The organism is Haloarcula hispanica ATCC 33960, from assembly GCF_000223905.1.
Classification (GTDB): Archaea; Halobacteriota; Halobacteria; order Halobacteriales; family Haloarculaceae; genus Haloarcula; species Haloarcula hispanica.
The window spans coordinates 1,003,406-1,016,526 of the sequence record NC_015948.1; the positions used below are offsets into that span (position 1 = coordinate 1,003,406).

16 protein-coding genes are annotated in these 13,121 nt (G+C 64.5%); 13 read left to right on the forward strand and 3 right to left on the reverse strand.

The genetic code is table 11. The annotated features are described in order from the left end of the window. The first annotated feature begins 37 nt into the window (after window positions 1–37). Both HAH_RS19885 and HAH_RS05160 read left to right on the forward strand, forming a co-directional pair. Window positions 38–202, forward strand: coding sequence for a hypothetical protein (locus HAH_RS19885; RefSeq protein WP_008309989.1), 165 nt, complete (start codon window positions 38–40; stop codon window positions 200–202). A gap of 44 nt (window positions 203–246) precedes the next feature. Further along, entirely contained in the window at window positions 247–456 is a 210-nt protein-coding gene (locus HAH_RS05160) for a ribbon-helix-helix domain-containing protein (protein ID WP_008309988.1), read from the forward strand. A gap of 19 nt (window positions 457–475) precedes the next feature. On the opposite strand, the gene HAH_RS05165 is transcribed toward HAH_RS05160, so the two are convergent. Together HAH_RS05165 and HAH_RS05170 are read right to left on the reverse strand one after the other, a co-directional pair. Next, the gene (locus HAH_RS05165; protein WP_014039965.1) at window positions 476–886 is read right to left on the reverse strand and encodes a hypothetical protein; all 411 of its coding nucleotides are present in this window, start codon (window positions 884–886) and stop codon (window positions 476–478) included. A gap of 47 nt (window positions 887–933) precedes the next feature. Then, window positions 934–1,614, reverse strand: a complete 681-nt coding sequence (locus HAH_RS05170) for a hypothetical protein (RefSeq protein ID WP_014039966.1) — start codon at window positions 1,612–1,614, stop codon at window positions 934–936. A gap of 121 nt (window positions 1,615–1,735) precedes the next feature. On the opposite strand from HAH_RS05170, the gene HAH_RS05175 reads away from it, so the two are divergent. After that, window positions 1,736–2,422, forward strand: a complete 687-nt coding sequence (locus HAH_RS05175; RefSeq protein WP_044952185.1) for a VOC family protein — start codon at window positions 1,736–1,738, stop codon at window positions 2,420–2,422. A gap of 146 nt (window positions 2,423–2,568) precedes the next feature. Next, window positions 2,569–2,847 (forward strand): hypothetical protein, encoded by a 279-nt coding sequence (locus HAH_RS05180; protein WP_014039968.1) that lies wholly within the window; start codon window positions 2,569–2,571, stop codon window positions 2,845–2,847. A gap of 110 nt (window positions 2,848–2,957) precedes the next feature. Here HAH_RS05180 and HAH_RS05185 read toward each other — a convergent pair whose 3' ends face one another. Then, window positions 2,958–3,260, reverse strand: a complete 303-nt coding sequence (locus HAH_RS05185) for a DUF5779 family protein (protein WP_044951757.1) — start codon at window positions 3,258–3,260, stop codon at window positions 2,958–2,960. A 127-nt stretch (window positions 3,261–3,387) separates the two neighbouring features. On the opposite strand from HAH_RS05185, the gene HAH_RS05190 reads away from it, so the two are divergent. The 9 genes from HAH_RS05190 to HAH_RS05230 all read left to right on the forward strand — a co-directional run bounded on the left by HAH_RS05190 (window position 3,388) and on the right by HAH_RS05230 (window position 13,038). After that, on the forward strand, window positions 3,388–4,632 hold the full coding sequence (locus HAH_RS05190; protein WP_014039970.1) for a LeuA family protein: 1,245 nt from the start codon (window positions 3,388–3,390) through the stop codon (window positions 4,630–4,632). A 345-nt stretch (window positions 4,633–4,977) separates the two neighbouring features. Beyond that, the gene (ilvB, locus tag HAH_RS05195; protein ID WP_014039971.1) at window positions 4,978–6,735 is read left to right on the forward strand and encodes a biosynthetic-type acetolactate synthase large subunit; all 1,758 of its coding nucleotides are present in this window, start codon (window positions 4,978–4,980) and stop codon (window positions 6,733–6,735) included. Window positions 6,736–6,749: 14 nt separating this feature from the next. After that, window positions 6,750–7,337, forward strand: coding sequence for an acetolactate synthase small subunit (gene ilvN, locus HAH_RS05200; RefSeq protein WP_005535182.1), 588 nt, complete (start codon window positions 6,750–6,752; stop codon window positions 7,335–7,337). Continuing rightward, window positions 7,330–8,361, forward strand: coding sequence for a ketol-acid reductoisomerase (gene ilvC / locus HAH_RS05205; protein ID WP_014039972.1), 1,032 nt, complete (start codon window positions 7,330–7,332; stop codon window positions 8,359–8,361). Before ilvN ends, ilvC begins: the two co-directional genes overlap by 8 nt. Continuing rightward, the gene (locus HAH_RS05210; protein ID WP_023843192.1) at window positions 8,354–8,620 is read left to right on the forward strand and encodes a hypothetical protein; all 267 of its coding nucleotides are present in this window, start codon (window positions 8,354–8,356) and stop codon (window positions 8,618–8,620) included. Before ilvC ends, HAH_RS05210 begins: the two co-directional genes overlap by 8 nt. Continuing rightward, window positions 8,617–10,038, forward strand: a complete 1,422-nt coding sequence (gene leuC / locus HAH_RS05215) for a 3-isopropylmalate dehydratase large subunit (protein ID WP_014039974.1) — start codon at window positions 8,617–8,619, stop codon at window positions 10,036–10,038. Before HAH_RS05210 ends, leuC begins: the two co-directional genes overlap by 4 nt. Continuing rightward, window positions 10,035–10,679 (forward strand): 3-isopropylmalate dehydratase small subunit, encoded by a 645-nt coding sequence (gene leuD, locus HAH_RS05220; protein ID WP_014039975.1) that lies wholly within the window; start codon window positions 10,035–10,037, stop codon window positions 10,677–10,679. Before leuC ends, leuD begins: the two co-directional genes overlap by 4 nt. A 165-nt stretch (window positions 10,680–10,844) precedes the next feature. Next, window positions 10,845–11,585, forward strand: coding sequence for an HFX_2341 family transcriptional regulator domain-containing protein (locus HAH_RS05225; RefSeq protein ID WP_014039976.1), 741 nt, complete (start codon window positions 10,845–10,847; stop codon window positions 11,583–11,585). A gap of 469 nt (window positions 11,586–12,054) precedes the next feature. Continuing rightward, complete coding sequence (locus tag HAH_RS05230) at window positions 12,055–13,038, forward strand: isocitrate/isopropylmalate dehydrogenase family protein (RefSeq protein WP_014039977.1); 984 nt, start codon at window positions 12,055–12,057, stop codon at window positions 13,036–13,038. Window positions 13,039–13,121: the final 83 nt, after the last annotated feature.

Below are 13,121 nucleotides of genomic sequence, written 5' to 3' on the forward strand. Positions count from 1 at the left end.
CCACAAACCACAGACGCCGGCCGACACGACCCCCAGGATGACAACACGAATCACGACCCCCCGAAACGACGACTCGTACCCGACAACCACGCTGCCCTTCGACGACGCGGAGAGCAAGTCCCGCCGCGCGCCGAAGATGTTCTCGCCGACCAATCACGCCACGATGGGCCAGTTCGACACTGAGGCCACGGACCCGCGGTAAGCTGGGACACAACGCATATCCCGCCGGCACGCTTCCGTGCCGATATGTCCGATTACACCACAGTATCGATTCCGAAGGACCTCGCGGAGCGCGTCGAAGAGACAATCGAAGGGACGAGTTTCTCCAGCACCTCTGACCTCGTTCGGTTCCTGCTCCGGAGTATCGTCGTCCAGCACCAGCGGGAAGGCGAACTGACCGAAGCGCAGTTCCAGGATATCACCGACCAGTTGCGGGACCTGGGCTACTTGGAGTAACCGCTCCGGAGACGGAACGCTACTGCGGATACTTTTCCGGAGGCTCGACGTCGAGAACCGTGACCTCCTGTTCCTGCCCGGATCTGTCGAAGGCTCCGAAGGCGTCGATATCCCACGGCGGGATGCCGACGAAGATCACCTCGTGCAGGTCGTCGGTCTTGCTGACGCCCATGTACCCGTCGGGGTGGGAAACGAATCGGCCCTGTGTCTGGCCGGCCGGCGTTCCAAGGTCGACGCCGAACACCGCCTTCACCGAGGCCCCGGCTGAGGGGAGATAGAAGTCAGTGAACACCGGTGTCTCGTCCGGTAAGTCAGCATCCGGGAGTTCTCCGGCCGGCGTGACGGCCAGCGAAATCGTCACGTCGTCAGGTTCGGCCTCGCTGGCGAGCCGTAACAGCGTCTCGACGAGTCCGCGTGTGACGTAGACCACGCCACACCTTCGCACGGGCCGGGTAAAACAGCGTCGCTTCCGTCGGTTTAGCCGAGCACGAGCGACTTGAGGTTCTTCGCGTACAGGCCCGGCGTCCGGCCTCGCGACCCGCGGAGCGCGTACGCGATGTCCTCGGCGGCACCTTCCATCACGCCCTCCCCGTGTCCGACCAGGACCCGCTCGGGGTCCAGCCGAGAGAGCTTCTTCGGGGGGAACAGGCGCAACATTGGGTGGACACCGAGTCGCTCGTCACCGGCGAGGAAGTAGTCCGCCGCCCCGACCGCTTCTGGAACGACCAGCGTATCGTCCTCGTCGCCATACAGCGCGGCCTCTTGCCAGAACGTGTTCTTGATAATCTTGTGGACGCCGTAGTCCGTGCCCGGCAGTTGTCGGTGCATGCGTTCGACCGGCGCGTCGATGTCTTCCTCGACACCCGACATCCACTCGGGGATGTACACCGACACGTCGTGTCGGTTCGCAACGGCGGCGCTGTCGCGTTTGTGCCGGTCTAACAGGATGACGACGCCGGCCACGTCGCCGAACTCGGCGAACAGGTCGTCGATACCGTCGACGTCTATCGGGTCGACGACGAACACGCCGGCATCCGTCTTGAGGACGTGACTCGCCCGGACCATCATTTCGTCGGGATACGGAATGTAGCTCACGCCGCGCTCCCAGCGGTTCGTCTCCAGCCACGCCGCCGTTTCGTCCTGCGTGTTGGTTGGCATACGCCTCAGTACGGGCCTGACGTGAATAAATGGTCGAGAACGGGAAACTCGCGTGCTGGGGTTGTTTCGCCTCCGAAACGTCGTCCACAGCGGCTTTGTCGGTGGCGACCGAAGTGCCGATATGCTCTCCTCGCCCGCCTGGCTCACACTGGAGGTGAAGTATCCGGACCGTGCAACGGCGTTCTACGAGGCCTTTCTGGAACTCGACGTACTCTCAGAGAGCCCAGACGAGGCCGTGCTCGCGGCCGGCGACACCGAACTCAGGCTCCGCGCGCCGGGGACGGTTCCGCGCGGCGGGCTCCACACCCACTACGCACTGACCATTCCCGAGCGGGAGTACGACGACTGGTACGGCCGGCTGGACGAGCGCTTCGACCTGGTCGAACACACCTTCGGGGACGCGCGCTCGCTGTACTTCTACGACCCGCAGGGCAACTGCGTGGAACTCGGCGAGCGGGCGGTCGACGGCGATGGCGTCACCGGCCTGTTCGAACTCGTCCTCGAAGTCGAGGACCTGTCCTCGGCCGTGGCGTTCTACACCTCGCTGGGGTTCGACATGGTCGACGACGGCCGCGACGAAGGCCGCGTTCGGCTCTCGACCGGCGACCTCGACCTGGAACTGTGGTCACCGCGGCTCGGCATCGCTGACGCCCGCGGCGGCGTTCACGTCGACTTCGGCGTCGTCGCCGAAGACCCGAAATCGACGGCCAGGGAAGTCGCTGACGACGCGCTTTCGGTCACCTCGGTCGAGGACGGCGTCCGAATCAGAGACCGGGACGGCCACTACCTGACGCTGGTGTCGGCGTAGACAACCGCCGGTGTCGGCGTAGCGGGCCAGTGGTACCGGGGGTGAATCCGCCGGAAGCGAATATAATGACCACCCCCGTATTAGTAGCTGTATAGACACCTCATAGGCAGGTTCTTTTCGTGTCGGCGGCCACGTTTCACCCGAGGATGTCCCCGACTGACTCCCGGGCCGAACAGGAAGCCCCTGCGAAGGCGACGCTGTTCTGTCCGGACTGTGGGCACCGGAGCAGGTACGACGGCGACTGGATGGTGGTCGAGCACCACGGCGGCACGCACTACCGCTGTCCGGACTGCCACGCCCAGATCACGACCCGACCGAGCCACACTGACAGGGGTTCGCCCCGGTTCTTCGACACCTACTGGCAAGCGTGGGACCGGGGTATCCGCGTGTGGCATGGACTGCTGCAGCGATTTCTCCCTCCGTGAGCGGCCTGGCCAGATATTGCGGCGTCAGGAAAACCGTTCCTCCCGCTATTTCCCATAGAACCGTATCGCCCAGAATAGGGCTGTCCAGAGGCCACAGCGCGTTCTGCGGCTCAATCCAGCCGCTCGGAGTCGATACTGACGCCCGGCGGCGTCACAACCAGAAAGCCGCGGAAGTGCATCAGTTCGCCGCCGGCCTCCCGGACCGGCCGGGCGAACCCGGCGGCGAGTTCGTTCAGGTCGCCTTCGACGTTGAGAACCAGGACCGACCCGTTTTCGATGGTGTTGATCCACTGCTCGGGCGGTTCCGACCCGTCGAGGACGCCCAGCACGACGCGGTTGCTGCCGGCCCCGTCACGGTCCTCGTCCATCTGGTCCTCCACGGCCTGCAGGTCCAGCCCCTCGAAATCGCTCATAGCCACATCCATGCGCGGACGGAGCAAAAATCCTCCCCAAACCGTCTGACGCGCGGCAGTCGCACCGGCGGCGGCCGTGACCGTGTGTCGTGTGCACATATCACCGCCCTATGGACAAGTATAAATAGTGGAAGCATCCAGTTACGGGTGCTTATGTCCAACAACGAGGGCACGTCGGAATCTCCGGCGGATCGAGTTCTTCCAGGGCACACTGGATTCCACGTCTGAGATAACAGACGCACGGATTTTCGACACCACGCTGCGCGATGGTGAGCAGTCACCACGTACGTCGTTCAACTACGAGGACAAACGCGAGATAGCTGCGCTGCTCGACGAGATGGGCACCCACGTCATCGAGGCCGGGTTCCCCGTCAACTCCGATGCAGAGTTCGAGGCAGTGCGCGACATCGCCGAGTCCACGCGAGTGACGACCTGCGGACTGGCGCGTGTGGTCGAGAAAGACATCGAGGCGGCTCTGGATTCTGGTGTGGACATGGTCCACACCTTCGTCTCGACGTCGGACGTACAGTTGCAGGATTCCATGCATGCGACCCGTCAGGAGGCACTCGACACTGCAGTCGACTGTGTCGAGATGATCAAAGACGCGGGCGTCGAGTGCATGTTCTCCCCGATGGACGCGACTCGGACTGACGAGGACTTCCTCGTCGAAGTCATCGAGGCTACGTCCGCGGCGGGGGCGGACTGGATCAACATTCCGGACACTTGTGGGGTCGCCACGCCGCGGCGGTTCTACGACCTCATCGAGATCGTCGACGACTGCACCGACGCCTACATCGACGTGCACACGCACGACGACTTCGGGCTGGCGTCGGCCAACGCCATCTCCGGCTTCGAGGCCGGAGCCAGCCAGGCGCAGGTGTCGGTCAACGGGATCGGCGAACGCGCCGGCAACGCGGCCTACGAAGAGGTCGTGATGGCGCTGGAGTCGCTCTACGACGTCGACACCGGAATTGACACCACCCGCATCACGGAGCTATCGCGGATCGTCGAGGAGAAATCCGACATCGGGGTGCCGGCGAACAAGCCCGTCGTCGGGCGCAACGCCTTCTCCCACGAGAGCGGTATCCACGCCGCCGGTGTCATCGAGAACTCCGACACGTTCGAGCCGGGCGTCATGACCCCCGAGATGGTCGGGGCCACCCGCGAACTCGTGCTCGGCAAGCACACCGGGGCCCACTCGGTCCGGGAACGGCTCGTCGACGCGGGCTACGACCCGACCGAGGCGGAGGTCAGAGAAGTGACCCGCCGCGTCAAGGAGTACGGCGCGGAGGAACAGGTCACCATGTCGGTGCTCGAACGGTTCGCCGAGGAGATCGGCGTGACCGAGGAAAGCGAGGAGGTCCGGGCGTAGGCCGATGACCTCGCTTCCGGCCGTCACTACGAGTGAGCAGCTACCGGTGAGTACCCGGTTCCGAGTGGCTGTCCGCCAACAGCTATCACAGAACGTTTATTATTCGGGACGAACTGCATTTGGATGTGATGACCGCGGCTGCTGGGCGTCAGGTTCGACCACCCGCCAGCACCGCGACCGCTATTCTCGGCGTGCGTATTGTAGGGGCACTATAGCCCCTCATTTCACATTTTCACCCCCGTCCGAATCGATTCGCCTGAACACCACAGAGTCACCAGTCATGCACGCAGCATACACATCACCGCGGTATCGACCCCGAACACGAACAGACGGAGGGATGACACGATGAGCGAACGTGCATCCGTCCCCAAGGAAGCGGAAGAAACGGAGTCAGAAACAGAACAGGAGCCGGTCACGACGGGCGCGCAATCGGTCATCCGTGCGCTTGAAAACGCCGGGACAGACTACGTCTTCGGCGTCCAGGGCGGCGCGATCATGCCCGTCTACGACGCGCTGTACGACTCCGACATCAACCACGTCACGATGGCCCACGAACAGGGGGCCTCACACGCGGCGGACGCGTACGGAATCGTCACCGGCGACCCCGGCGTCTGTTTCGCCACCTCCGGCCCCGGTGCGACGAACCTCGTGACCGGCATCGCCGACGCCAACATGGACTCGGACCCCGTCATCGCACTAACCGGCCAGGTCCCGACGGAGTTCGTCGGCAACGACGCCTTCCAGGAGACGGACACGGTCGGCATCACCCAGCCGATCACGAAGGAGAGCTACTTCGCCGCCGACTCCGACACCGTCGGCGACGACGTCAGCGAAGCGTTCGCGCTCGCCGACGCCGGCCGGCAGGGGCCGACGCTGGTCGACCTCCCGAAGGACGTGACCCAGGGCGAAACCGAGGTCGAACCCGGCAGGCCGGAGACGCCGGAGACCTACGAGGTGCCCGAGGAAGCCGACGACGAGGACGTCCAGGAGGCCGTCGAGGCGCTGGCCGAGGCCGACCGTCCGGTCATCCTCTCGGGCGGCGGCGTCATCAAGGCGAACGCGTCGAGCGCGCTCCGGGAGTTCGCCAAGGAGTACGAGATCCCGGTTATCACGACGATGCCCGGCATCGGGAGCTTCCCCGAGGACCACGAACTCTCGCTTGAGTGGGCCGGGATGCACGGCACCGGCTACGCCAACATGGCGATTAGCAACACCGACTGCATGCTGGCCATCGGGACGCGCTTCGACGACCGCCTGACCGGCGGCGTCGACTCCTTCGCCCCCGACGCGGAGGTCATCCACGTCGACATCGACCCGGCCGAAATCAGCAAGAACGTCTACGCTGACTACCCACTCATCGGAGACGCCCGGAACGTGCTCCGGCAGCTGTTCGACGCGATGCCGCGTGCGCCGGACGCCGACGAGTGGCGCGACCAGTGCCAGACCTGGAAAGATGAGTACCCGATGGACTACGACACGCCCGACGACGAGCCGCTGAAGCCGCAGTACGTCGTCGAGCAGTTCTCGGAGATGACGCCGGACGACACTATTGTCTGTACCGGCGTCGGCCAGCACCAGATGTGGGCCTCCCAGTTCTGGGAGTACACCGAGCCCCGGACGTGGGTGTCGTCCCACGGTCTCGGGACGATGGGGTACGGCGTGCCAGCCGCCATCGGTGCCAAACTCGCCGCGCCGGACCAGGAGGTCGTCTGCTTCGACGGCGACGGCTCGTTCCTGATGACCGTTCAGGGCCTCTCGGTCGCCGTTCGGGAGCAACTCGATATCACCTACGTCGTCCTGAACAACGAGGCGGTCGGGATGGTCCGCCAGTGGCAGGACGGCTTCTACGAGGGCCGCCGGATGGCCTCCGAGTACCCGTGGATCCCGCAGTTCGACAAGCTCGCCGAGGCCTTCGGCGCGCGCGGGTTCACGCTCGAATCCTACGACAACGTCGAGGAAACGATACAGGAAGCACGCGACTACGACGGCCCGAGCGTCATCGACGCCCACATCGACCCCGGGGAGAACGTCTTCCCGATGGTCCCCAGCGGCGGTGACAACGGCCTGTTCGCGCTCAACGAAGACCAGCTGGACATGATCTAACAATGACTGGAGGAATGCCAGGCCCCGCGCCGGACGAACGGATGCGCCCGAAGGGCCGACGCAACACGCAGGGAATCCGCGTCGATCCCGAGGCCGAAGTGACCCACGAACCGCGCCAGGCGGTGCTGTCCGCGCTGGTCAAGCACCGACCGGGCGTGCTGTCGGAAGTGTCAGCGCTGTTCAGCCGACGGCAGTTCAACATCGAAAGCCTCACCGTCGGGCCAACGGTCGACGACGACACAGCCCGGATGACGATTCTCATCGAGGAACCGGAACCGGGAATCGATCAGGCGAAAAAGCAACTGCGGAAGCTCGTGCCCGTCGTCTCGGTCAGGGAACTCGAAGGCGAGGCCGTCCGTCGGGAGCTCGCACTGGTGAAAGTCAGCGGCGAGAAGCCAGACGACGTCAACGCCGTTGCCGACATGTACGACGGCCAGGCCGTCGACGCGTCGACCGACTCGGTCACCGTCGAGATCACGGGCAGCAAGCAGAAGATCGACGCCGCCATCGAGGCGTTCAAGCAGTTCGATGTGCAGGAGATCGTGCGAACCGGGGCCGCCGCACTGGAACGCGGCCCGAAAACACTAGAGAAAGATGTCTGACGAACTTACCACAACAGTCTACTACGACGAGGACGCTGACGTATCGACTATCGACAATGAGACCGTAGCCGTGCTGGGCTACGGCTCACAGGGCCATGCCCACGCGCTGAACCTCCACGAGTCCGGCGTCGACGTAATTGTCGGCCTCCGCGAGGACTCGTCGTCTTGGGCGGACGCCGAGGACGCGGGTCTCCGCGTCGAGACGCCCGACGTGGCCGCTGCCGAGGCGGACCGCGTCGTGATGCTCGTCCCGGACACGATTCAGCCGGCCGTCTACGAGGCCATCGAGGACGAACTGGACGCCGGAGACACGCTCCAGTTCGCACACGGCTTCAACATCCACTACGGCCAGATCGAACCGCCGGAGGATGTCGACGTGACGATGGTCGCGCCGAAGTCGCCCGGCCACCTCGTGCGCCGGACCTACGAGCGCGGCGAGGGGACGCCCGGTCTCATCGCGGTCTATCAGGACGCGACCGGCAACGCCAAGCAAGAGTCGCTGGCCTACGCGAAGGGCATCGGCTGTACCCGCGCTGGCGTCATCGAGACCTCCTTCCAGGAAGAGGTCGAGACGGACCTCTTCGGCGAGCAGGCTGTCCTCTGTGGCGGCGTCACCGAGATGGTCAAGGCCGGCTTCGAGACGCTGGTCGACGCCGGCTACGCGCCGGAGATGGCCTACTTCGAGTGTCTGAACGAGCTGAAGCTCATTGTCGACCTCATGTACGAGGGCGGCCACATGGGCATGTGGAACTCCGTCTCCGATACCGCCGAGTACGGCGGTCTCACCCGCGGTGAAGAGGTCATCGACCGCGAAGGGATGGAGAAAATCCTCGAAGAGATCCAGAACGGCGAGTTCGCTCGCGAGTGGATCAACGAGAACCAGGCCAACCGGCCCGCCTACAAGCAGTACCGCGACGCAGAACAGAACCACCAGATCGAAGCCGTCGGCGAGAACCTGCGCGACCTGTTCGCGTGGGGAGAGGACGCCGACGCAGAGAAGACAGAAGCCCCAGCAGATGACTAAGGAACACACGGATACGATGGACGGCGAACAGAGCGAATCGCGTACGACGATGGGCAGCATCGAGCACACCCACCCCGAGACGAACGGGACCTTCGGCGCGGTGTTTCGCCGCGGCCCGGTCGTGGCCGCCGACGGCGGCGAACGCGACGCGGAGGAGGAGACTGACGAGACGATGGAAGACATCGACCACGAAGCACCCGACGAGGGTGTCACCCGGGCGTACGAGCGCGGAACGGAAGGACGGGACGAGACAGTATGAGCCAGGGAACGCTGTACGACAAGGTATGGGACCAGCACAAGGTCACGACCCTGCCGAACGGCCAGGACCAGCTGTTCGTCGGCCTGCACCTCATCCACGAGGTCACCAGCCCGCAGGCCTTCGGGATGCTCAAAGAGCGCGGGCTTGAGGTCGCGCGCCCGGACCTGACTCACGCGACGGTCGACCACATCGTGCCGACCGCCAATCAGGACCGGCCCTACAGCGACGACGCGGCCGAGACGATGATGGCCGAACTCGAAGAGAACGTCCGGGACGCCGGTATCCAGTTCTCTGACCCAACGACGGGCGACCAGGGTATCGTCCACGTCATCGGCCCGGAGCAGGGTATCACCCAGCCCGGCAAGACCATCGTCTGTGGCGACAGCCACACCTCCACCCACGGGGCCTTCGGCGCGCTCGCGTTCGGTATCGGGACCAGCCAGATTCGGGACGTGCTGGCGACCCAGACCATCGCGATGGAGAAACAGAAGGTCCGCAAGATCGAGGTCACCGGCGAACTCGACGAGGGCGTCGAGGCCAAGGACATCATCCTCGAGATCATCCGTCGGCTCGGGACCGAGGGCGGCGTCGGCTACGTCTACGAGTACGCCGGCGAGACCATCGAGAACCTCGACATGGAAGGCCGGATGTCCATCTGTAACATGTCCATCGAGGGCGGCGCTCGCGCGGGCTACGTCAACCCCGACGAGACCACCTACGAGTGGCTCGAAGGCACGGACTACTTCCAGGAGCACCCCGAGAAGTTCGAGGAACTCAAGCCGTACTGGGAGTCTATCCGCTCGGACGACGACGCCGAATACGACGACGTCGTCGAGATCGACGCGAGCGAACTGGACCCCGTCGTCACATGGGGAACCACGCCCGGTCAGGGCATCGGTATCGACGATCCGATCCCGGAACCCGAGTCGCTGGCCGACGACAAGGTCGACACCGCCCGTCGCGCTCAGGAACACATGCGCGTCGAGCCCGGCGAGACGATGGAGGGCTACGACATCGACGTTGCCTTCCTTGGCTCCTGTACCAACGCTCGGCTGCCTGACCTGCGACGGGCGGCCCGCATCGTCAAGGGCCGCGAGGTCGCCGACGACGTGCGAGCGTTCGTCGTCCCCGGCAGCCAGCGCGTCCAGCGCGCCGCCGAGGAAGAAGGCCTGAAGGACATCTTCGAGGAAGCCGGCTTCGAGTGGCGAAACGCCGGCTGTTCGATGTGTCTGGGCATGAACGAGGACCAACTGGAGGGCGACGAGGCCTGTGCCTCCTCCTCCAACCGGAACTTCGTCGGCCGACAGGGCAGCAAGGACGGCCGGACCGTCCTGATGAACCCACGGATGGTGGCCGCTGCGGCCATCACCGGCGAAGTGTCTGACGTGCGCGACCTAGAGGAGGTGGCTCTGGCATGAGCGACCCCACTGAAGACATCCCGTCGGTCGACTACGTCGAGGGGTCTGGCATCCCGATTCGCGGGAACGACATCGACACGGACCAGATCATCCCGGCGCGGTTCATGAAGGTCGTCACCTTCGACGGGCTGGGCGAGTTCGCCTTCTTCGACCTGCGGTTCGACGACGAGGACAACGAGAAGGACCACCCGTTCAACGAGGAGCGGTTCCAGGACTCGAACGTGATGGTCGTCAACAACAACTTCGGCTGTGGCTCCTCGCGCGAACACGCGCCCCAGGCCCTGATGCGCTGGGGCATCGACGCGATCATCGGTGAGGGCTTCGCCGAGATTTTCGCCGGGAACTGTCTGGCGCTTGGCATCCCGACGGTCACTGCCGACCACGAGACGATCAACGCGCTCCAGCAATGGGTTGATGACAACCCCGACGGCGAGATTGAGGTCGACGTGCGGGCGGAGACAGTCACCTACGGCGACAACGAGATCAACGTCAGCGTCGACCGCGCCCAGCGCGAAGCCCTCGTCGAGGGCAACTGGGACACGACGGCGCTGATGAAGGCCAACCGGAACGCTATCGAGGAGACGGCCTCGCAGTTGCCGTACCTCGACCAGACGCGGTCAGATATCGAAGCGGACGATTAACGCGAGGTCGCCCCGCGACCTCGGTATGCGCGAACGGCAGTGCCGTGAGCGCAGCGCGATCATTTTCCGTTCACGGCCAGGTCGGTAATCCGACGGTCGTGCCACAGGAGAGGTCTGTCCCGGAGATGGCAAGACCAATAGCTGTGCGGGGCGCGTTCTTCCTGCATGGACCAGATTCGGGAGATACACATCGCGCCGCTGGGGCACGAACGCGACCGGATCGCCGAACCGATTCACCAGCACAACGCTGACGACGTGTACCTCCTCACAGCGACGACGGAGCCGTCACGGCTGACGCCGTACCAGCAGGCACTCGTCGAAGAACTGGACGCCAACGGCGTCAGTGTCGACCTGCACTGCGCGGATCTACACGACCTCTACGACGTGCTGGCGGTCGTGACGACGCTGACCGCCGACCATCCGGAAGATATCGTGCGCGTCAACGTCTCCAGCGGGCCGAAAGTGGCGGCTATCGGAAGCGCTATCGCGTGTATGGCGACGGCGGCGACGGCCTACTACGTCCATCCCGAGGAACACGTCCCGCCGATTTCAGCAGAGCCACTCACTCGCGGCATGGAGCGCGCGGAGGTCCTCCCGTCGTACCCCATCGAAGCGATCTCCCGTGACCAGGTTGCAGTACTGGACTATCTCAAGCGGACCAACACGGACACCTACACCGCCAAGAAATCGGACCTCATCGGGTTCGCCGAGGACGCCGGGCTTTCGTTCATCGACGACGCGGACCCGGCAAACGAGAAGGCGAAGTTCGCGTTGCTGAACGCCAACATCGTCGACCCACTGGTCGAGGACGGCTACATCGAAGTCAACGATGTCGGCCGGACGAAACAGGTGGAACTGACCGAGACTGGCGAGAACGTCCTCCACGCCTTCCGACACAAACTCTGAGCTAAGCCACCCTCTGCCGTGACCGGCGCTTGGTATCGTTGTTTCGACAGTAGTGGTCCCTGCTGGACCGATAGTATCGATAGTATACTTTGTATCTGTAGTATCTACGGTATCAGTAGTTTCCATAGTGTTGTGGTAGTAAATACATATTAACCACCACAATACTCGGGTGCGCACGGTCCCTGGCGACGCGCTGTTCCCGTCGCTTCGGCCCTCCAGCAGTTCGATGCGCTCGCTGGGGAGCCGTGCCACCGCGCTGCCATCCCTGTCTCGGCCCCGAGCCATCGTCCGGCTCGCCGGGTCGAGACGGTCCACCGCTGACGCGTTCCACGAGTATGGCGGACCCCGGAGTCAACCGCTTCGGATCCGCTCCGGAAACTCCCGCTCGACGGACGCTGCCACCGCCCGAGCGCTACGTGTGAGACGGCGAACCGAACCACTTTCACCGGCCGACTACGTGCCTCCTGCTATGACACACGAGATAGCCGTTATTCCCGGCGACGGGATCGGACAGGAGGTCACACCCGCCGCGGTCGAAGTGCTTGAGGCCATCGACGCCGTCGACTTCGACTTCGTCGAAGGTGCGGCCGGCGACGCAGTGAAGGCAGAAACCGGCGAGGCGCTGCCCGAAGAAACGCGCGATCTGGCGGCCGACGCCGACGCGACGCTGTTCGGCGCGGCCGGCGAGACGGCGGCCGACGTCATCTTGCCCCTCCGGCAGGTCGTCGGCTCCTTTGCCAACGTCCGCCCGGCCCGCTCGTATCCGGGGCTTGACGCCGTCCAGCCCGACACCGATATCGTGTTCATCCGGGAGAACACCGAGGGCGTCTACAAGGGCATCGAGAGCGAAATCTCCGAGGGCGTCACCACCTGCACCCGGGTCATCACCGAGGACGCTTCCGAGAAAATCGCCGAGTACGGCTTCAGCTACGCGAAGGGGAACGGGTACGACGACGTGACGATTGCCCACAAAGCCAACGTCATGCGCACCACGGACGGCCTGTTCCTCGATACGGCCTCGGCGGTCGGCGAGGACCGGGACGCGTCCTACGACACCGCGCTGATGGACGCGCTCGCGATGCACCTCGTGATGAACCCGCAGGACTACGGCGTCGTCATCTGTCCGAACCTCGCCGGCGACATGCTGTCGGACCTCGCCGCGGGCCTCGTCGGTGGCCTCGGCCTGCTGCCCTCGGCCAACATCGGCGAGGAGAACGCGCTGTTCGAGCCAGTTCACGGCTCCGCGCCGGACATCGCCGGCGAGGGTATCGCAAACCCCTCGGCGATGATTCTCTCCGCCGCGATGCTGCTCGACCACCTCGGATACGACGAGCAGGGCGATGCTGTCCGGTCGGCCGTCGAGTCCGTGCTCGACTCGGGTCCCCGAACGCCGGATCTGGGCGGCGACGCATCCACTGAGGACGTGACCGCCGCGGTAATCGACGAGCTGTAGGCAGTTTTCTCGCGTTCTATCCGGGCAGAAACAAGCACGGTCCGATAGAAAGAGGTAAAACCGAAGCGAAACAATCACAGCAG

Excerpts from the sequence above, each read along its gene's own strand:
- HAH_RS05210 (WP_023843192.1), top strand. The coding sequence starts at position 8,354 with ATGACTAAGGAACACACGGATACGATGGACGGCGAACAGAGCGAATCG.
- HAH_RS05170 (WP_014039966.1), bottom strand. The coding sequence starts at position 1,614 with ATGCCAACCAACACGCAGGACGAAACGGCGGCGTGGCTGGAGACGAAC.
- HAH_RS05185 (WP_044951757.1), bottom strand. The coding sequence starts at position 3,260 with ATGAGCGATTTCGAGGGGCTGGACCTGCAGGCCGTGGAGGACCAGATG.
- ilvC (WP_014039972.1), top strand. The coding sequence starts at position 7,330 with ATGTCTGACGAACTTACCACAACAGTCTACTACGACGAGGACGCTGAC.
- HAH_RS05180 (WP_014039968.1), top strand. The coding sequence starts at position 2,569 with ATGTCCCCGACTGACTCCCGGGCCGAACAGGAAGCCCCTGCGAAGGCG.
- HAH_RS05230 (WP_014039977.1), top strand. The coding sequence starts at position 12,055 with ATGACACACGAGATAGCCGTTATTCCCGGCGACGGGATCGGACAGGAG.
- HAH_RS05160 (WP_008309988.1), top strand. The coding sequence starts at position 247 with ATGTCCGATTACACCACAGTATCGATTCCGAAGGACCTCGCGGAGCGC.
- HAH_RS05175 (WP_044952185.1), top strand. The coding sequence starts at position 1,736 with ATGCTCTCCTCGCCCGCCTGGCTCACACTGGAGGTGAAGTATCCGGAC.
- ilvB (WP_014039971.1), top strand. The coding sequence starts at position 4,978 with ATGAGCGAACGTGCATCCGTCCCCAAGGAAGCGGAAGAAACGGAGTCA.
- ilvN (WP_005535182.1), top strand. The coding sequence starts at position 6,750 with ATGCCAGGCCCCGCGCCGGACGAACGGATGCGCCCGAAGGGCCGACGC.
- HAH_RS05225 (WP_014039976.1), top strand. The coding sequence starts at position 10,845 with ATGGACCAGATTCGGGAGATACACATCGCGCCGCTGGGGCACGAACGC.
- leuC (WP_014039974.1), top strand. The coding sequence starts at position 8,617 with ATGAGCCAGGGAACGCTGTACGACAAGGTATGGGACCAGCACAAGGTC.
- HAH_RS19885 (WP_008309989.1), top strand. The coding sequence starts at position 38 with ATGACAACACGAATCACGACCCCCCGAAACGACGACTCGTACCCGACA.
- leuD (WP_014039975.1), top strand. The coding sequence starts at position 10,035 with ATGAGCGACCCCACTGAAGACATCCCGTCGGTCGACTACGTCGAGGGG.